Genomic DNA, 18,679 nt, shown 5'->3' with positions numbered 1-18,679 from the left:
CGCTGCTCTCCGGTGGAGCTGTCAGCGCGCGAAGCCGACATTCACCTCATCACTGAGGACCGGAATGTACGGAGATGTCGCGTTGATGGATACCGCCCAGCTCACCCCGGATCAGCTCGACGCACAAGCCTCCCGGCTCCATGACACGGATGCGTGGCAGCGCATCGTCACGGGCTGGGAGGTCGCTGCCCCCGAGGGCGAGTGCCCGGGCGGCCCCGAACGCTCGGGACCACTGCCGGCGTCCGAGGACGAACTGCCCGGAGTCGAGGCCCTGGACGCGGTATCCGGAGCGGAGACGCTGCCCACGGTCCGGAGGGCCACGCGCGCGGTCCCGTTGGCCATGCATGCGGTCCCGTTGGCCACGCGTGCGGCCATGGTGACCACGCGTGCGGGCGCCGACGAGGTGGAGGCAGGTCGCACGGTCGCTGGGGCGGATCCCCTCCCTCCCGAGCGCCGGTACCCGGCGCCCGCCGCACCGCATGACAAGGCGCGGCCCGCACCCCCTTCCGAATCTTCCGACGCTTCCGACTGGCGGGATCTTCTGTCGGTGCCCGTCGAGCGACTGGTGGAGGATTCCCTGCGGACATTGCCCGCGGCGCCGACACCGCCGACAGGCGCGCGCAGGCTTCCCGGGCGCCTCGGTGCGTTGCTGCCCGACCACCTGCACGCCTGGCGCCGAATCGGACAGCCCGACGTACGCCCCTCGACCCACCTCGGCCACGCCCGGCAGATCCTGACGGAATGGGGCTGGCAGAACACCCCCTACCGCCTGCGCAACGCACGTGGTGCGCGCTGCGTCTGCGGGGCCATGCTGACAGCCCACCGGCTCGGCTACGGCTCTCTCCGGACCGTGGACCGCGCCGGCGCCTGGATGATCACAGAGCTGCGCTCGCAGGGCTGGACCGATCTGATCGGTCCCTGGAACCGGCACCCCGGCCGCACCGCCGACGATGCGCTCGCCCTCATCGACGCGACCATCCGGCGGGCTTCACTGGCAGGCGAATGACCTCTCCTGGAGACGCCCTGGGGCATTCCGCGACACTGTGACCGAGTCCACTCGCCGGCATCCAACCGTCGGCGTCCGACCATCGGCATCCAGCCCTCGGCATCTCCCCTCGGATCGGCATCCGCCCCTCGGAGCCGAACGCTCGGCCCTGCGGCGGTGGCCCCCTCCGCCACCGCCGCAGGCAGGCTCGTCAGGCCGTGCGCGTATATCGCCGCCTAATTCGGCTATCGCCGGCTTATTCGGCTTCGAGCCCCTCGATGGGCTCGAAGCCCGTCGCCCCCGAGCGGCGCGACCCGCGTCCTGTATGCACCCACTCCCCTGCCCCCACCTGGCGCCCCGTGCAGCTGCCTGCCCCGCCTGGCGCATGCGGTCGACGGACCCGCACCGCCCCGGGTTCGCGTTCGGCCAGGCCCGCCGCTCGCTCCGCCCCCGCCGTCGGCCCGACCCGCCGTTCGCTCCGCCCCCGCTCAGAAGGGCTCGTCCAGCCCCTCGGTGTCCTCCCCCTCGGCCTCCAAGGCCTGGCGCACCACGCGCAGGGCCATTCCCTCGCCATATCCCTTGCGCGCCAGCATGCCCGCGAGCCTGCGAATCCGCTTGTCTCGGTCCAGCCCTCTGGTCGAGCGCAGTTTCCGCGCCACGAGTTCCCTGGCGGTCTCCTCCTCCTGATCGGAGTCGAGCTGCCCGACCGCCTCGTCGATCAGCGCGGAGTCCACCCCCTTGGTACGCAGCTCCCGCACGAGGGCACGGCGGCCGAGCCCTCTGCCGTGATGCCGGGACTCGACCCAGGCGTCCGCGAACGCCGCGTCGTTGATCAGCCCCACGTCCTCGAACCGCGACAGCACTTCCTCCGCCGCCTCGTCGGGGATCTCCCGCTTGCGCAGGGCGTCCGCCAACTGCTTACGCGTACGCGGAGTCCCGGTCAGCAGCCTCAGGCAGATGTTGCGCGCCTGCTCGACCGGGTCGCGCGGCTCCCCCTTCTCGGCCCTCGGCTTCTCGGCCCTCGGCTTCTCGGCCCTCGATGAGGAGGAACCGCCGCCTCCGGAACGGGAGCGCGAACGCCGTCCCGCCCCCTCGCCGAACCCGGCCCCCCGACCGGGCTCCGCGGGGGACCCGGAGACGTCTGCGGCGTACTCGGGGCCGGGGGCCGTGCCGGCTTCAGCACCCGGCCATTCCGTGCGACGCGTCATCGCCTAGCTCTTGGCCGCCGTGGCCTTCACGGGCTTGGCCTTGGTCGCGGGAGCCGGGACCGACTTGGCAGCCGCGTCGGCAGGAGCACCCGTGGCGGCCGCGGCATCGGCCGCGGGCTCCGCGGACGACTCGTCCGGACGGACGCCGACGCCCAGCTTCTCGAGGATCTTCTTCTCGATCTCGTTGGCGAGATCAGGGTTGTCCTTGAGGAAGTTGCGGGCGTTCTCCTTGCCCTGGCCGAGCTGGTCGCCCTCGTACGTGTACCAGGCGCCGGCCTTGCGGACGAAGCCGTGTTCCACGCCCATGTCGATCAGGCCGCCCTCACGGCTGATGCCCTGGCCGTAGAGGATGTCGAACTCGGCCTGCTTGAACGGCGGCGCGACCTTGTTCTTGACGACCTTGACGCGGGTGCGGTTACCCACTGCGTCGGTGCCGTCCTTGAGGGTCTCGATACGGCGGATGTCCAGACGCACAGAGGCGTAGAACTTCAGCGCCCGGCCACCGGTCGTGGTCTCCGGGGAGCCGAACATGACCCCGATCTTCTCGCGGAGCTGGTTGATGAAGATGGCCGTGGTCTTGGACTGGTTGAGCGCACTGGTGATCTTGCGGAGTGCCTGGCTCATCAGACGGGCCTGCAGACCCACGTGCGAGTCACCCATCTCGCCCTCGATCTCGGCACGGGGCACCAGGGCCGCGACGGAGTCGATGACGATCAGGTCCAGCGCACCGGAGCGGACCAGCATGTCGACGATCTCCAGCGCCTGCTCGCCGTTGTCCGGCTGCGAGAGGATGAGGCTGTCGATGTCGACGCCGAGCTTCTTCGCGTATTCCGGGTCGAGGGCGTGCTCCGCGTCGATGAACGCCACCGAGCCGCCGAGCCGCTGCGCGTTCGCCACGGCGTGCAGCGTCAGCGTCGTCTTGCCGGAGGACTCCGGTCCGTACACCTCCACCACGCGGCCGCGGGGCAGACCGCCGACGCCGAGCGCGACGTCGAGCGCGGTGGACCCGGTGGGGATCACCTCGATCGGCTCGTTCGGCCGCTCACCGAGGCGCATCACCGCGCCCTTGCCGAATTGCCGTTCAATCTGTGCGAGTGCGGCGTCCAGCGCCTTCTCGCGGTCGGTTCCTGCCATGGGTTCCACCCGATTTGCTTGAGTCGATCGCTTCACGTCACAGACGCTAACCCCTGCCACTGACAATGGGCCTCGACGTCCTCCCGGCCTGTGGACAACTCCACGGTCGGGCCCGGGAAAACCCGGCCGGAATCCCATAAGAATGGATGTTCGATTTTAGTGTCAAGCGCACCGCGCCGGGATCGCCACGAGAGGGAGCGGGCACTCGAAACGACCCAAAACAGACAAGTCAATTATCCGTGACATGAGCCGGTGAGACCCGACAGGGCATCCAGAACCCGTCCTGCGGGCGGATGACCGGTTCCTGCCCGCAGGACACCGCCTCACTCCCCGTCCGCGCCCCGCACCGCACTCCGCACCCTCTCCAGGAGCGGTACGCCACGGCGCAGGCGGTGGCCGCCGTGCATCCTCGGATCGTCGGTCAGGTCATAGCGCTTCACGTAGGCGCCCAGGAAGGCCTGCAGCGTCGCGACGGCCGGAATGGCGATCAACGCCCCGACCGCGCCCAGCAGCGCGGTCCCGGCGACCACCGATCCGAAGGCGACCGCCGGGTGGATGTCGACGGTCCTGGAGGTGAGCTTCGGCTGCAGGACGTAGTTCTCGAACTGCTGGTAGACCACGACGAACCCGAGGACCCACAGCGCGTACCAGGGGTCCACGGTGAAAGCGATCAGCATGGGCAGCGCACCGGCGAGATACGTGCCGATCGTGGGGATGAACTGCGAGACGAGGCCGACCCAGACGGCGAGCGCGGGAGCGTACGGCACCCCGAGGACGACGAGCAGGATGTAGTGCGCCACACCGGAGATCAGCGCCATCAGCCCGCGGGAGTATATGTAGCCGCCGGTCTTGTCGACCGCGATCTCCCAGGCGCGCAGCACCTCGGCCTGCCGGGAGGGCGGGAGCACGGAGCACAGAGCGCGCCTGAGCCGGGGGCCGTCCGCGGCGAAGTAGAAGGAGAACAGGAAGATCGTCAGCAGCCGGAACAGTCCGCCCAGCACGGTGGTGGAGACGTCGAGCACTCCGGTCGCACTGTTCTGCACGTACTTCTGCAGCCAGTCGGAGTGCAGCAGGCTGTCCTGCACCTCGACCCGCGACAGCTTCGTGCGGAAGGTCTGGTTGACCCAGTTGATCACCGAGTCGAGGTACTTCGGGAACTCGTCGACCATGTCGACGATCTGGCCCGCGAGCATGGAGCCCAGCAGCACCACGAATCCGATGCCCGCGATCAGGACGCCCAGGAAGACCAGGAAGGTCGCGAGCCCCCTGCGCATCCCACGCCCTGCCATACGGCTGATGGCGGGCTCGATCGCCAGCGCCAGGAAGAAGGCGATGAGGATGTTGATGAGCAGCCCGATGAGCTGGTCGAACGCCCAGCTGCCCAGCCGGAAGCATCCGTAGAGCGCCAGCGCCATGACCATGGCACGCGGGAGCCACCGGGGCATGCGGGCGGAGCCGGTCCCCGTCGGCGCACCGGATGGTGCGGCCGGCGGGACGGACGGCGCGGCGGGCGGCTGGGTCTGGGCGGTGTCGTCTGTCGGTGCCACGGGACAAGTCTCGCGCACCGCGCTGACAGCGGATCGCGCGGGCCGACCGCCGACGCCCGCGACGCGCGCGACCCCGGGGGCCGGGGGTCAGTGCCTGCCGACGAGATCCAGTCCGTGGCCTTCAGCGCCTGCCGGGGCACTGGCTTGAGCGGCGGTGCCCCGGCGGGATGCCGACGGAAAGGTCGGTGCGCGCGGCGGAAGACCGCCCCGTGCGTCAGCGCTTGTCGGCGGGGATGCCCACCGCGGAGCAGACACCCCGCCAGACGTCCTTCGTCTCCCAGCCGGCGGCCAGGGCCTCGTGCACCGTGCGGCCCCCGAGCTCGGCCATGACATGGTCGCGCGCGAAGGACTCGGCGTAGGCCTCGCCGAAGTGGTCTGCCATCCGTTCCCAGAAAATCGTCAACCGCATGCCCTCAGTATCCCGCTCCTGAGAGTGCAGACGGGCCGGGTGGGCACTGCCGGCGACGGTTCGCCCCTACGGTCGGTCCATGGCTGGAACCGGAGCAAGCCCCCTCGCCCAGGCCGAGCAGTTCATCTGGCTCACCGCACGCGTCCTCGAGCAGCGGCGGTTCGCGCATCTTTTCCTGCGAGGGAGTGCGGACGCCGTCGAGACCGCGCTCGCCGCCTACAGGAACGAGGACGGTGGCTACGGTCACGCGCTCGAACCCGACCTCAGAGGGCCGGTGAGCCAGCCGCTGCACACGGCTCACGCGCTGAGCGTCCTCGACTCGATCGATCGCTGCGGCGGTCTGCGCGTGGAGCGGATCTGCCGCTATCTGACCGACGTGTCGACCAAGGAGGGTGCGCTGCCCGCGCTGCATCCCTCGCAGCGGGGCTATCCCGCCGCACCCTTCATCCCCGTCGTCGACGACCCGCCCGCCGAGCTCCTCGCGACGGGCCCCGTGGCCGGGCTGCTGCACCGCAATCAGGTCTGGCACGCCTGGCTCTTCCGGGCCACGGACTTCTGCTGGGCCGCCGTGGAGGCACTGGAGCAGTCGCACCCGTACGAGATCGAGGCGGCCGTCGCCTTCCTGGACGGTGTGCCGGACCGGGCGCGGGCGGAGTCCGCCGCCGAACGCCTCGGCCGGCTGGTGCGCGAGCAGCGGCTGGTGGTGCTGGATCCGGGCCGGAGGTCCGAGTACCCGGTCTCTCCCGGCTACGCCCCGGGGGAGCATCACTTCCCGTACGACTACGCCCGCACTCCCGGGTCCCTGGCCCGGCGCTGGTTCACCGCCGACGAGCTGGAGAGCGCGCTGGACCACCTGGCGGCGGAGCAGCAGGAGGACGGGGGCTGGCCGGTGGACTGGCGGCAGTGGGCCCCCGGGACGGCCCTGGAGGGCCGTCCCATCGTGACGCTCAGGGCGTTGCAGACGCTGCGGGCGTACGGGCGCGCTCTTCGCTGACCGTCACGCCTCAGAAGAGGGCGCGGCCGGCCGCGGTGACCACGACGGCGGCACCGACGACGACCAGGAAGGGAGCACGCAGGACGAGAGCCAGAGCGGCTGCGGCGAGGCCCGCTGCCCTGGCGTCCAGGACGAGTTGCCGACTGTCGCCGAGGGTCTGCTGGGCGGTGAGGGCCGCGAGCAGTGCCACCGGCAGGAGTGCCGCCAGTCGCTGCACCAGGGGGCGTTCCAGCACTCCGGCGGGGACGAGCAGGCCCAGGAGCTTCGCGAGGTAGCAGCCCGCGGCGGTGAGCCCGACGGCGATCCAGATGTTCATCGGCCCTCCCGGGGCGTCGTCGTGTCCTCGGTGACTGTGCCGCCCCGGGCGTCGTGGCCGCGCCCCTTCAGGAAGAGGACGACGGGCGCCGCGAGTGCGGCCATGAGCACGGGCACGCCCGCCGGGAGGACGGGCAGGAGCCCGAGGACCAGCAGAACCGCGAGGCCCGCCGTCACACGCTCCGTGGTGCTCCTGAGCATCGGGGCGAGCAGGGCGAGGAACACGGCGGGACTCGCCGCGTCCAGGCCCCAGGCCTCGGTGTCGCCCAGTGCCTCGGCGCCGAGGGCGCCGGCCAGCGTGGTCAGGTTCCACAGGACGTAGAGGCTGAGCCCCGTGACCGTGAACCCGATGCGGGCGGCCCTCCTGGTGGGCTGCCCCAGGGTGACCGCCGTCGTCTCGTCGATGACCCACTGGGCGGCGAACGGGCGCAGCATTCCCGGAACGGCGAGGAGCTGGGACAGGCGCAGCCCGTAGAAGGCGTTGCGGATGCCCAGGAAGAACGCCCCGGCCGCCGCGGTGTAGGGGTTCCCGCCCGCCGCGAGGGCGCCCACCAGGGCGAACTGCGAGGCGCCGGTGAAGACGAGAAGGCTCAGGGCGCAGGTCTGGAGAAGGGTCAGTCCGGAGCCCGCCGAGGTCACGCCGAAGGCGAATCCGGAGAGGCCCACGGCTATGCCGACGCCGAGTGCGTCCCTGACGACCGCGGAGTCGGGCTTGGCCCCGGCCGCGCCCGGTGGATCGCCGGCGCCGGTGTTCTGCGGGGGTGCTGTCTGTTCTGCCACGCCCGGAACGCTACGGGCGGGGGTCCCCGGCGGTCTTGTACGTTCTTGCGCGCTCGCGCCGGTAGGCCCCGGGGGGCACGCCGACGATGCGGGTGAAGTGCCGGTTGAGATGGGGCTGGTCGGTGAAGCCGACCGCGACCGCGGCGTCCGCCGGTGCGGATCCGGCGTCGAGCATGCGCCGCGCGCGGCGCACCCTCGCGTCGGTGAGCCAGGTGTGCGGAGGCATCCCGTAACGCTTCTTGAAGGCCCGCAGCAGCGCGAAGGGGCTGGTGCCGAGCTCGGCGGCGAGTGCCTCAAGGGTCGGCGGCCGTTCCATCCGCTCCTCCAGCACCGCGCGGGCGCGGGCCGCGTCACGGGCTCCGGCGGAGTGCGACACCCTGGTCTGCGGCACTCTGCCGTGCCGGTCGAGCAGCCCGGCGACCAGCACGCGCAGGACACTGTCGGCGGCCAGCGCGTTGCCCTCCTCGGCGGCGCGGTGGACCTCCGTGATGAGCCGGGCGGTGTGCGGGTCGCGCACACCGGCCTCCGCGAAGCGGACCGTGCCGCGCAGGCCGGTCGTGTCGGCGGCGATGCCGTCTATCACCCGCGCCGAGGGGTAGAGGGTGGCGTACACCCATCCCTCGGCGGCTCCGGCGCGCGCGGTGTGCGGCACCTCGGGATTGATCATGATCACGGTGCCGGGCCCCGCCCGCAGACTGCCTCCGGGGAGCCCGACGTCCTCGACGCCACTGGTGACGGCGGCGATGACGTAGCCCTCGTGGCTGTGCCGCGGAAAGGTGTGGCGGACGTACCTGGCGCGCAGCAGGTCGAGGTCCGGCAGCTCCGCGCACTGCCAGTGCCTCGCCCACTCCCGCGTGGTGTCCGCCTCCGCCATGTCCGTATTCTCGCAGGTCCTGGCGGTGCGAGGCAGTCGCGGGGACGGGGTGCGGGCACGCCCACCGGCCGTTGTCGGTGCCGGGGTGCACGATGGGGGGCATGGCCGGTTCAGCACTCGACTCGTTCTCGCCCGCGACCCGCGGCTGGTTCGCGGGCGCTTTCGACGCGCCCACCGCTGCGCAGGAGGGTGCCTGGCGGGCGATCGCCGAGGGTTCGGACGTGCTGGTGGTCGCCCCGACCGGATCGGGCAAGACGCTCGCCGCCTTCCTCGCCTCCCTGGACCGGCTGGCGGCCGTCCCGCCGCCCGCGGACGCGAAGAAGCGCTGCCGCGTTCTCTACGTGTCTCCGATGAAGGCACTCGCGGTCGACGTGGAACGCAATCTGCGCTCCCCGCTGACCGGCATCCGTCAGGAGTCCGTGCGCCTGGGGCTGCCCGAGCCGGAGGTGCGCGTGGGGATCCGCTCGGGCGACACGCCTCCCGCCGAGCGGCGTTCGATGGCCACACGGCCTCCGGACATCCTGATCACCACGCCGGAATCGCTGTTCCTGATGCTCACCTCGTCGGCCCGGGAGGCGCTCTCCGGCGTCGAGACGGTGATCATCGACGAGGTGCACGCGGTGGCGGGGACCAAGCGCGGGGCGCACATGGCCGTGTCCCTGGAGCGACTGGACGAGCTGCTGCCGAGGCCCGCACGGCGGATCGGGCTGTCGGCGACGGTCCGGCCGGTCGACGAGGTCGCCCGGTTCCTGTCGCCGCAGCGGAAGGTGGACATCGTCCAGCCGCCCTCCGCCAAGGAGTTCGATCTTTCCGTCGTGGTCCCGGTGGAGGATCTCGGCGAGCTCGGCGGCTCCCCCGCGACGGGTGACGAGGGCGGGCAGGCCGAGAAGCCGTCCATCTGGCCGCATGTCGAGGAGCGCATCGCCGACCTCGTCCAGGCGCACCGCTCCACCATCGTCTTCGCCAACTCCCGGCGGCTGGCCGAGCGCCTGTGCAACCGGCTCAACGAGATCGCGTACGAGCGCGCGACGGGCACCGCCTTCGAGGAGCCCTCGGAGAGCGTCGGGGCGTTGCCCGAGGCCCACTCCCCCGCCGAGATCATGGCCCAGTCGGGAGCGGCCAGGGGTGCACCCGCCCTGCTCGCCCGCGCGCACCACGGCTCGGTTTCCAAGGAGCAGCGCTCCCAGGTGGAGGAGGACCTGAAGGCCGGCAGACTTCCCGCGGTGGTCGCCACCTCGAGCCTGGAGCTGGGCATCGACATGGGTGCGGTCGATCTGGTGATCCAGGTCGAGTCGCCGCCGTCCGTGGCCTCCGGCCTGCAGCGGGTGGGACGCGCCGGTCACCAGGTCGGGGCGGTGTCCACCGGCGTGGTCTTCCCCAAGTACCGCGGCGATCTCGTGCAGGCCGCAGTCGTCACGGAGCGCATGCGCGAAGGGGCCATCGAGGCCCTCCGGATCCCGTCCAACCCGCTGGACGTGCTCGCCCAGCAGATCGTCGCCATGGTGGCGCTCGACAGCTGGCAGGCCGACGACCTGCTGGCCCTCGCCCGCCGTGCCGCCCCGTTCGCCTCGCTCCCCGAGTCCGCGTTCACCGCGGTGCTCGACATGCTCGCCGGGCGCTATCCCTCCGACGCCTTCGCCGAGCTGCGCCCCCGGGTGGTCTGGGACCGCGTCGCCGGGACGGTCACCGGGCGTCCCGGTGCACAGCGGCTGGCCGTCACCTCGGGCGGCACGATTCCCGACCGTGGGCTCTTCGGCGTCTTCCTCGCGGGCGCCGATCCGAAGAAGGGCGGCGGCCGCGTCGGCGAGCTCGACGAGGAGATGGTCTACGAGTCCCGGGTCGGCGACGTCTTCACGCTGGGCACGACGTCCTGGCGGATCGAGGACATCACCAGGGACCGGGTTCTGGTGTCCCCGGCCCCCGGCGTCCCCGGACGGCTGCCGTTCTGGAAGGGCGACCAGCTGGGCCGGCCGCTCGAACTGGGCCGTGCGCTGGGCGCGTTCCTCCGGGAGATCGGCGCACTGTCGAATGAGGACGCCAGGCTCCGGCTGCTCGCCGCGGGGCTCGACGCGTGGGCGGCGGACAACATCTTGGCGTACCTGGACGAGCAGCGCCGTGCCTGCGGTCATGTCCCGGACGACCGGACGGTCCTCGTCGAGAGGTTCCGGGACGAGCTGGGCGACTGGCGGATCGTGGTGCACTCTCCGTTCGGCGCCCAGGTGCACGCCCCCTGGGCGCTCGCCCTGTCCGCCCGGCTCGGCGAGCGCTACGGCATGGACGCGCAGGTGATGCACGCGGACGACGGCATCGTCCTGCGGCTGCCCGACGCCGACCTGATGGGTCTGGACCTCCTCGATTTCGACCCCGCGCAGACCGGCGGGGGTGGCGGTGGCACGGGCGATCAGGGCCCGGCCTTCCCCGCCGCGGGGTACGACAGCGACCAGCCACCCGTGGCGGCCGCAGACGTGGTCTTCGACAAGGGGGAGATCAGTCAGGTCGTGACCGATCAGGTCGGCGGGTCCGCCCTGTTCGCCTCGCGGTTCCGGGAGTGCGCCGCGCGTGCGCTGCTGCTTCCCCGGCGCAGTCCCGGGAAACGCACTCCTCTGTGGCAGCAGCGCCAGCGTGCTTCACAGCTGCTCCAGGTGGCCTCGGAGTTCGGTTCGTTCCCGATCGTCCTCGAAGCCGTCCGCGAGTGCCTGCAGGACGTCTTCGACGTCCCGGGTCTCACGGAGCTGATGGGCGACCTGGAGGCACGGCGCGTCCGCCTGGTCGAAGTGACCACGCCCGAACCGTCTCCCTTCGCCCGCTCGCTCCTCTTCGGCTACGTCGCACAGTTCCTGTACGAGGGCGACTCACCCCTCGCCGAGCGCCGGGCCGCGGCCCTCTCCCTGGACTCCCACCTCCTCGCCGAACTCCTCGGCCAGGCGGAACTGCGCGAGCTGCTCGACGCCGACGTCCTCGGTGAGCTGGAGCGTGAACTGCAGTGGCTGACGGACGACAGGAAGATCAAGGACGCCGAGGGTGTCGCCGACCTCCTGCGCGTCCTCGGTCCGCTCACCGACGCCGAACTCGCCGAGCGCGGTGCGGAATCGACGTGGGCGCCGGCGCTGGAGGCGGCCAGGCGGGCCATCCGGGTCCGTATCGGCGGCGCTCCCCACTGGGCGGCCGTCGAGGACGCGGGACGACTGCGCGACGCACTCGGCACCGCCCTCCCGGTGGGCGTGCCGGAGGCGTTCACCGAGCCGGTGAAGGATCCGCTCGGCGACCTGCTCGCCCGTCATGCCCGTACGCACGGCCCGTTCACCGCCGCTCAGGCGGCGCGGCGCTTCGGCCTCGGCACCGCGGTCACGGACGGGGCCCTTCAGAGACTCGCCGCGTCCGGCAGGGTCGTCCAGGGCGAGTTCCATCCCGCCGGCATCGGCCAGGAGTGGTGCGACGCGACGGTTCTGCGGAGGCTGCGCCGGCGCTCGCTGGCCGCGCTCCGCCAGGAACTGGAGCCGGTGCCGCCCGCGGCCCTGGCCGGCTTCCTTCCGCAGTGGCAGCACATCGGCGACAACAGCCTGCGCGGGATCGACGGACTGGCCCGCGCCATCGAGCAGTTGCAGGGCGCCCCGGTTCCCGCGTCCGCCCTGGAGAAGCTGGTCCTCCCGAGCCGGGTCCCGGGATACCACCCGGCCCTGCTCGACGAGCTCACCACCACCGGCGAGGTCGTGTGGGCGGGGGCGGGCGCCCTCCCCGGCAAGGACGGCTGGCTGTCGCTCTACCTCGCCGACAGCGCGCCCCTGCTTCTGCCGCCGCCCCACCCGTTGGAGCAGACGGCGCTGCACGAATCCGTGCTCACCGTCCTCTCCGGCGGATACGGTCTCTTCTTCCGGCAGATCGCCGACCAGGTCCGCGCCACCACCCATCCGGACTGCACCGATCCGCAACTGGCCGACGCGCTCTGGGACCTCGTCTGGTCGGGGCGCCTCACCAACGACACCCTCGCCCCCCTGCGGTCCCTCCTCGGCTCCGGCCGCACAGCGGGTTCCACCGCGCACCGGGCGAAGCGCAACGTGCCGCGCGGGCGTTACGGGTCGCTGACCGCAGCGGCCCGTCCCGCGTCCCGCACGGGGCCGCCGACCGTCTCGGGGCGGTGGTCGCTCCTGCCCCCGCCCGAGCCCGAACCGACCCATCGCGCACACGCCTTGGCGCGCACCCTCCTGGACCGCCACGGTGTGGTGACCCGAGGTGCCGTGCAGGCCGAGGGCGTCGAGGGCGGGTTCTCGGCCGTCTACCGCATCCTCGCCGCGTTCGAGGACAGCGGGCAGGCTCGCCGCGGTTACGTCGTCGAGGGCCTGGGAGCGGCGCAGTTCGCGATGGACGGTGCCGTGGACCGGCTCAGGGCGGCGTCGACCGCGCGCGACCGGGCCGAACCGGGCACCGCCTCCCGCGCCCTGGTCCTCGCCGCGGCCGACCCCGCGAACGCGTACGGCGCCGCTCTGCCCTGGCCGGAATCACCGGACGGCGCGGGTCACAAACCGGGCCGCAAGGCCGGGGCCCTGGTCGTCCTCGTCGACGGCGAGCTGACGCTGTACATGGAGCGTGGCGGCAAGTCCCTCCTGGCCTGGCCGGCCGATCCGGCCGACCCCGCCCTTCGCGCGGCCGCCGAAGCCCTCGCCGCCGCGGCCCGGGCGGGGACGCTCGGCACGGTCACGGTGGAGCGGACGAACGGGGCGTCCTCCCTCACCTCACCGCTGGGCCGCACCCTGGAGGCCGCGGGCTTCCTGGCCACGCCGCGAGGTCTGCGCCTGCGGGCGTGACGCGGCCCGACGGCGCCGGCCGGGCCGTGTCAGGCGGCGAACCCGCATCATGGAGTCATGCCCGAAGGTGACACGGTCCTGCAGGCCGCACGGCGTCTCGACACCGCGCTGGCAGGTCAGGTGCTGACCGGGTTCGACCTGCGGGTCCCCCGGTTCGCCACGTCGGACCTCACGGGCCGGAGGGTGCTGGGCGTCGTCTCGCGGGGCAAGCACCTGCTCACCCGGTTCGAGGAGGGTTTCACGCTCCACAGCCATCTGCGCATGGACGGCGCCTGGCGTGTCTACGGCCCCGGCGAGCGCTGGCGGGGTGGCCCGGCCTTCCAGATCCGCGCCGTACTGGCGACGGCGGAGCACACGGCCGTCGGCTACCGGCTGCCCGTACTGGAGTTGCTCAGGACCCGGGACGAGGAACAGGTCGTCGGTCATCTCGGCCCTGATCTGCTGGGGTCCGACTGGGACCCGGACACCGCGCTGCGCAATCTGCTCGCCGACCCGGCACGTCCCGTGGGTGAGGCACTGCTGGACCAGCGCAATCTCGCGGGCATCGGCAACGTCTACATGTGCGAGCTCTGCTTCATGGCCCGTGTGACGCCGTGGCTCCCCGTGGGCGAGATCCCACCGCCTCTGGCCACGCGTCTCGTCACCACGGCCAAGCAGCTCCTGGAAGCCAATCGCGACCGTCCCACGCGGACCACCACGGGTGCCGTCGCCGCCGTATCGCGCGGCAGGGTGCGCGAACGTCTCTTCGTCTACGGCCGGGGCGACCGCCCCTGTCTGCGCTGCCGGACGCCCATCAGGAGGGCGGAGCGCGATGACCGGCCCGTTTACTGGTGTCCACAATGCCAGCCGGGGCCCACGGCCTAGAACGGCCCGCCGTCCGCACCACCCGGACGATCCACGGTCGGAGGCGGGCCGGATATGCAGGTCCGCGGCTCGTCCGGGGTCTGCTCCGGCCCCGAGGTCCGCGGCCGGCCGGGGGCCCGGTCCGGGCGCCTCGTGGCCGTCACGTGCACGGGCAGGAGGCTGAGCCCCCATCCACCGGCCGCGACCGCGCCCTCCATGAGTCCGGAGTGCTCCGGTTCGAGGAGGAGGCGCAGGACCGCCCACCACCACATGCCGCCGAGGACGAGCACGGGCACCCATCGCCGCACCATGGCTGCCTCCTCCGGCCGACGCTAGTACGGCTTGATCCGCTTCGGGAGGGCGCACCGGTGCATCGCAGGCGTGCGGGGCGCGCGGACAGCGCGTCTGCGCGCTGTCCCAGGTCTTCGTGGGGAGCGGCGAACCACGGCCCTCCCCCGCAGTCTCCCCCGGGTGGGCGCCGCCTGCATCCCGCGGCCTCCCCCGGACATGCGGACGTTCGGACGTTCCCGAACGGGTTCGCCCTGGACATGCCGGTGCCCCCGGGAACCGTGCGTTCCTCGGGGGCACCGTGTGGGCGTTCTCCGCTACTTGTCGTCGCCCAGGGAGTCCTTCACGCCCTTGGCGCGCTCCCCGACCCCGCCCATGGCGCCTTCCGCCTTGGCCTTGGCCTGGTCGGACTTGCCCTCGGCCTCCTTGCGGCGGTCTCCGGTGAGCTTTCCGGTGGTCTCCTTGGCCTTGCCCTTGAGCTTGTCCACTGCCTTCTTGTCCGTCACGGCGAATTCCTTCCTCGAGTTCGAGCTCAGGCACTCTCGGCCTGGAACATCCACGCGTGCTTCTCAAGATCCGCCGTGAGCGTGATCAGGATGTCCTGGCTGATGGGGTCGGGCTCGTCGGTCGCCTCGATGCGCTCCCGCATACGGTCGATGACCACCCGCAGGGCGTCGACGAGCACGCGTACCGCGTCCACGTCCTTGATCCACCCCTCCGGGACGGCGTCGATGGCGGTGGTCTTGGCGAGTGTGCGGGAACGGCCGTCGGGGTTGACGCCGACCGCGGAAGCCCGCTCCGCCACCGTGTCCGAGTGCTGTCGCGCCGTGTCCACGACCTCGTCGAGTTGCAGGTGCACGGAACGGAAGCGCGGGCCGACCACATTCCAGTGGACCTGCTTGGCCACGAGGGAGAGGTCGACGAGGTCGACCAGCGCACCCTGCAGTGCGTCACCCACGACCTTGCGGTCACCTTCGGACAGAGCGCTCTTCACGACAGACATCCACTTCTCCGTTCAGATAGCTGTTCGACGTACCACCCGTCCACGATGTCACATATGGCGCGAAACGGTCATTCTGGTAGCCGATCCCGAAAGCCGCCTTCCGGGCTCATCTCGCGCCTGCCCCGGGAAAGGCGCCGCACACACCGGTACGCGAAAGGCCCCGGCCGACCCGCAAAGGGGTCGGCCGGGGCCTTTCGCGCACGTGAAACGCGCCGGTCAGGCGGCGACGACGTCCACCGCTTCGGCCGGTGCCTTGATCGTCACCCGGCCCGCCGGCACTCCGGCGACGGTGACGGCGTTCAGCATCGGGCGTACCGGCACAGCCATCGCATCGGTGGCCGCCGCCGACTCGGCGAGCTCGGCCAACGACAGTTCATCGCTCACTTCACGCATGAGCTCGGACATCCGTACGTCCAGCGCGTCGCAAATGGCGGAGAGCAGCTCGGAGGATGCCTCCTTCTGCCCCCGCTCCACCTCGGAGAGATAGCCGAGCGAGACTCGGGCGGACGAGGAGACTTCGCGCAGAGTACGGCCTTGGCGCTGGCGCTGCCGACGCAGCACGTCACCAAGCAGGCGACGGAGCAGAATCATCGGTGGCTCCCTCCTCGGACCGCGTAGCCGCATCCTTCACGCCCCACCGTACCGCCTCGCGCTGCGGCCGTGCGGGGAGCGATGTCGTGTTCACTCAGGGCTGCAAACATCAATTCCCCCCGATCTGTTCCGTATCCTGTGCCCTCGCATTTTCGCCGAGTTCGCCGGAGAGCAGCTCGAGCAGGGTCCGCACACTCTCTGTACGGATGTCCGCCCGCCCGCCGTTCAACCTCAGCCCGGCTACTTTCCGCACACCGTCCGGCCCGGCGACGGCCACGAAGACGGTGCCGACCGGCTTGCCGTCCTGGGGTTCGGGGCCCGCGACGCCGGTGGTCGCGACCCCCCAGTCCGCGCCCAGGATCCGGCGCACGCCGACGGCCATGGCCCGTGCGACGTCCGGGTCCACCGCGCCCCGCTCGTCGAGGAGCGCCCCGTCCACCCCCAGCAGGTCACGCTTCAGGGGCGTCGCGTAGGCCGTCACGGACCCGCGGAAGGTCCGCGAGGCCCCGGGCACCGAGGTCAGCTCCGCGGCCACGAGGCCGCCGGTGAGGGACTCGGCGACGCCGAGCGTCTCACCGCGCTCCTCCAGCCGCCGCAGCACCTCTTCCGCGCCGGAGCTCACCGCTCGGCCTCGGTGGCGCCCCGGCCCCCCACGACGGGCTCGCTCAGCGGCCCCACGACGGGTGCGGTGGCTCCGGCCGCCGGTTCGTCCGTGGCGCAGACACCCCGGCCGGCGTCGTCCGCCGCCACCGCGACGGCCTCGGTCGCCGCCGCGTGTTCCGCCGCGAGCCCCAGCCTCCGCAGTACGAAGGCCTGGCGTACGTAGTCGAGACCGGTGACGACGGTGAGCACCACGGCGGCCATCATCACCCAGAAGCGCAGGGTCGCCAGGGGGCCCGTGAGTGCCAGGACGTACATCCCCACGGCGATGCCCTGGGCGAGGGTCTTGATCTTCCCGCCCCGGCTGGCGGGGATCACCGAGTGCCGGATGACCCAGAAGCGCATGAGGGTGATCCCCAGCTCGCGGAAGAGGATCACCGCCGTGATCCACCACGGCAGGTCGCCCAGCCACGACAGACTGATCAGCGCCGCACCCATGATCGCCTTGTCCGCGATGGGATCGGCGATCTTCCCGAAGTCGGTGACCAGGTTGTACGTACGGGCCAGGTGGCCGTCGAAGACATCGGTGATCATCGCGATGGCGAAAGCGGCCCAGGCGAACGAGCGCCAGGCCGGGTCGTAGCCGCCGTCGTGCAGGAGCAGCACGACGAACCCCGGCACGAGCAGCAGCCGCACCATGGTGAGGATGTTCGCGATGTTCCACAGGCCGGCCTGGTTGACGGCCGCCGCACCCAGCCTGCCGCCGCGGTGCGCCGGCGTCGCGCCGGAGCCGCCTGCCGCGGATGCCGGGGCTTCCGTCATCTGGCTGCCTCCACAAGCTCGTGGTGTTCGGCCACGAGGTCCACTCCCTCGCTGCCGACTGCCTTCGCTTCGACCATACGGCCCGGCACGAGCCCTTCGCGTGCGGTGAAGACGACCTGGCCGTCCGTTTCAGGTGCCTGATGCGCGGCGCGTCCCACGGCGACCGGCCCGTCCTCCTCGGACTCGACCGACTCGACGAGCACCTGGAGGGTCTCGCCGACCCGCTCCTCGGCCCGCTGCGAGGTCAGCTCCTCGGCCAGCTGCGAGATGTGCGCCAGACGCTCCGCGATGACGTCCGCGTCCAGCTTGTTCTCGTAACCGACGGCCTCGGTGCCCTCCTCGTCGGAGTATCCGAAGACGCCGATGGCGTCCAGGCGCGCGCCGGTGAGGAAGCGTTCCAGCTCGGCCAGGTCGGCCTCGGTCTCGCCGGGGAAGCCCACGATGAAGTTGGACCGGGCTCCCGCCTGGGGGGCCTTGCTCCGGATGGTGTCCAGGAGCTCGAGGAAGCGGTCCGTGTCGCCGAACCGTCGCATCGCGCGCAGCACCCCGGGGGCGGAGTGCTGGAAGGAGAGGTCGAAGTAGGGGGCGACCTTGGGCGTGGAGGTGAGTACGTCGATCAGTCCCGGCCGCATCTCCGCGGGCTGCAGGTAGCTGACGCGGATCCGCTCGATCCCGTCGACGTCGGCGAGCTCGGGCAGAAGGGTTTCCAGAAGCCTGATGTCACCGAGGTCCTTGCCGTACGAGGTGTTGTTCTCGGAGACGAGCATGACCTCCTTGACGCCCTGCTCGGCGAGCCAGCGCGTCTCGCCCAGGACGTCCGAGGGGCGGCGGGAGATGAACGACCCGCGGAAGGACGGGATGGCGCAGAACGTGCAGCGCCGGTCGCAGCCGGACGCGAGCTTCACGGAGGCGACGGGGCTGGTCCCCAGCCTGCGGCGCAGCGGGGCGCGCGGCCCGGAGACGGGTGCGACACCGTCCGGCAGGTCGGCGGGGGCCGGCGCGATCTCCTGGGCGTGGCCGGGCAGCGCGACGGCGCTGTCCTGCCGCTCGGCAGGGCTGATGGGCAGCAGCTTGCGCCGGTCACGCGGGGTGTGGGAGGCGTGGATACCGCCGTTGAGGATCGTCTGCAGGCGGTCGGAGATGTCGGCGTAGTCGTCGAAGCCGAGGACTCCGTCGGCCTCCGGCAGCGCCTCGGCGAGGTCCTTGCCGTAGCGCTCGGCCATGCAGCCGACGGCCACGACGGCCTGGGTTCTGCCGTGATCCTTCAGGTCATTGGCTTCGAGGAGGGCGTCGACGGAGTCCTTCTTGGCGGCTTCGACGAATCCACAGGTGTTGACGACGGCGACATCGGCGTCCGTGGCGTTCTCGACGAGCTCCCAGCCGTCCGCTGCCAAGCGGCCTGCAAGCTCCTCCGAGTCCACCTCGTTACGGGCGCAGCCGAGAGTGACAAGGGCGACGGTACGGCGTTCGGGCATGGGCTCAAG

The 18,679-nt window shown here is 71.7% G+C and carries 18 protein-coding genes; 4 read left to right on the top strand and 14 right to left on the bottom strand.

From position 1 onward, the window contains the following. The first annotated feature begins 340 nt into the window (after positions 1 to 340). A complete protein-coding gene (locus ACFYY2_RS26340) occupies positions 341 to 1,006 on the top strand; it encodes a hypothetical protein (protein WP_388747591.1) in 666 nt (221 codons plus the stop codon). A gap of 467 nt (positions 1,007 to 1,473) precedes the next feature. Here ACFYY2_RS26340 and recX read toward each other — a convergent pair whose 3' ends face one another. The 4 genes from recX to ACFYY2_RS26320 form a co-directional block, all read right to left on the bottom strand. After that, a complete protein-coding gene (gene recX, locus ACFYY2_RS26335; RefSeq protein WP_388747201.1) occupies positions 1,474 to 2,193 on the bottom strand; it encodes a recombination regulator RecX in 720 nt (239 codons plus the stop codon). Between the two features lie 3 nt (positions 2,194 to 2,196). Then, complete coding sequence (recA, locus tag ACFYY2_RS26330) at positions 2,197 to 3,327, bottom strand: recombinase RecA (protein WP_388747198.1); 1,131 nt, start codon at positions 3,325 to 3,327, stop codon at positions 2,197 to 2,199. A gap of 323 nt (positions 3,328 to 3,650) precedes the next feature. Then, a complete protein-coding gene (locus tag ACFYY2_RS26325; protein ID WP_388747588.1) occupies positions 3,651 to 4,772 on the bottom strand; it encodes an AI-2E family transporter in 1,122 nt (373 codons plus the stop codon). A gap of 316 nt (positions 4,773 to 5,088) precedes the next feature. Beyond that, the gene (locus ACFYY2_RS26320; protein WP_327113828.1) at positions 5,089 to 5,283 is read right to left on the bottom strand and encodes a DUF3046 domain-containing protein; all 195 of its coding nucleotides are present in this window, start codon (positions 5,281 to 5,283) and stop codon (positions 5,089 to 5,091) included. A gap of 79 nt (positions 5,284 to 5,362) precedes the next feature. Between ACFYY2_RS26320 and ACFYY2_RS26315 the strand changes: the two genes are divergently transcribed. Further along, positions 5,363 to 6,277 carry a hypothetical protein gene (locus ACFYY2_RS26315; RefSeq protein WP_388747195.1) on the top strand — a complete coding sequence of 305 codons (915 nt, stop codon included), beginning with the start codon at positions 5,363 to 5,365 and terminating at the stop codon, positions 6,275 to 6,277. A 10-nt stretch (positions 6,278 to 6,287) separates the two neighbouring features. Here the strand turns inward: ACFYY2_RS26315 and ACFYY2_RS26310 are convergent, their stop codons facing one another. The 3 genes from ACFYY2_RS26310 to ACFYY2_RS26300 are packed head-to-tail and all read right to left on the bottom strand — an operon-like array spanning position 6,288 to position 8,246. Then, on the bottom strand, positions 6,288 to 6,593 hold the full coding sequence (locus ACFYY2_RS26310) for an AzlD domain-containing protein (RefSeq protein WP_388747192.1): 306 nt from the start codon (positions 6,591 to 6,593) through the stop codon (positions 6,288 to 6,290). Then, a complete protein-coding gene (locus ACFYY2_RS26305) occupies positions 6,590 to 7,372 on the bottom strand; it encodes an AzlC family ABC transporter permease (protein ID WP_388747189.1) in 783 nt (260 codons plus the stop codon). The genes ACFYY2_RS26310 and ACFYY2_RS26305 overlap by 4 nt, the downstream gene beginning before the upstream one ends. Before the next feature lie 10 nt (positions 7,373 to 7,382). Continuing rightward, a complete protein-coding gene (locus ACFYY2_RS26300; RefSeq protein WP_388747186.1) occupies positions 7,383 to 8,246 on the bottom strand; it encodes an AraC family transcriptional regulator in 864 nt (287 codons plus the stop codon). Between the two features lie 101 nt (positions 8,247 to 8,347). Between ACFYY2_RS26300 and ACFYY2_RS26295 the strand changes: the two genes are divergently transcribed. Then, a complete protein-coding gene (locus ACFYY2_RS26295; RefSeq protein ID WP_388747183.1) occupies positions 8,348 to 13,048 on the top strand; it encodes a DEAD/DEAH box helicase in 4,701 nt (1,566 codons plus the stop codon). A gap of 57 nt (positions 13,049 to 13,105) precedes the next feature. Beyond that, positions 13,106 to 13,912 carry an Fpg/Nei family DNA glycosylase gene (locus ACFYY2_RS26290; RefSeq protein WP_388747180.1) on the top strand — a complete coding sequence of 269 codons (807 nt, stop codon included), beginning with the start codon at positions 13,106 to 13,108 and terminating at the stop codon, positions 13,910 to 13,912. Here ACFYY2_RS26290 and ACFYY2_RS26285 read toward each other — a convergent pair. The 7 genes from ACFYY2_RS26285 to rimO all read right to left on the bottom strand — a co-directional run bounded on the left by ACFYY2_RS26285 (position 13,909) and on the right by rimO (position 18,670). Next, positions 13,909 to 14,202: a hypothetical protein gene (locus ACFYY2_RS26285; protein ID WP_388747177.1), complete on the bottom strand. Its 294-nt coding sequence runs from the start codon at positions 14,200 to 14,202 to the stop codon at positions 13,909 to 13,911. The two genes, ACFYY2_RS26290 and ACFYY2_RS26285, sit on opposite strands and share 4 nt — an antisense overlap. A 294-nt stretch (positions 14,203 to 14,496) precedes the next feature. After that, complete coding sequence (locus ACFYY2_RS26280; RefSeq protein ID WP_388747174.1) at positions 14,497 to 14,685, bottom strand: CsbD family protein; 189 nt, start codon at positions 14,683 to 14,685, stop codon at positions 14,497 to 14,499. Between the two features lie 26 nt (positions 14,686 to 14,711). Next, a complete protein-coding gene (locus ACFYY2_RS26275; RefSeq protein WP_327113843.1) occupies positions 14,712 to 15,182 on the bottom strand; it encodes a DNA starvation/stationary phase protection protein in 471 nt (156 codons plus the stop codon). A 216-nt stretch (positions 15,183 to 15,398) separates the two neighbouring features. Next, entirely contained in the window at positions 15,399 to 15,773 is a 375-nt protein-coding gene (locus ACFYY2_RS26270; protein WP_388747170.1) for a helix-turn-helix domain-containing protein, read from the bottom strand. A gap of 109 nt (positions 15,774 to 15,882) precedes the next feature. Beyond that, positions 15,883 to 16,395 carry a CinA family protein gene (locus ACFYY2_RS26265; protein WP_388747166.1) on the bottom strand — a complete coding sequence of 171 codons (513 nt, stop codon included), beginning with the start codon at positions 16,393 to 16,395 and terminating at the stop codon, positions 15,883 to 15,885. After that, complete coding sequence (gene pgsA / locus ACFYY2_RS26260; RefSeq protein WP_388747163.1) at positions 16,392 to 17,195, bottom strand: CDP-diacylglycerol--glycerol-3-phosphate 3-phosphatidyltransferase; 804 nt, start codon at positions 17,193 to 17,195, stop codon at positions 16,392 to 16,394. The genes ACFYY2_RS26265 and pgsA overlap by 4 nt, the downstream gene beginning before the upstream one ends. Beyond that, a complete protein-coding gene (gene rimO, locus ACFYY2_RS26255) occupies positions 17,192 to 18,670 on the bottom strand; it encodes a 30S ribosomal protein S12 methylthiotransferase RimO (protein WP_388747160.1) in 1,479 nt (492 codons plus the stop codon). Before rimO ends, pgsA begins: the two co-directional genes overlap by 4 nt. Positions 18,671 to 18,679 lie beyond the last annotated feature (9 nt).

This window comes from Streptomyces sp. NPDC001822 (genome assembly GCF_042892135.1).
In the GTDB taxonomy this organism is placed as follows: Bacteria; Actinomycetota; Actinomycetes; order Streptomycetales; family Streptomycetaceae; genus Streptomyces.
This window is presented reverse-complemented; position numbering and strand designations above follow the sequence as displayed.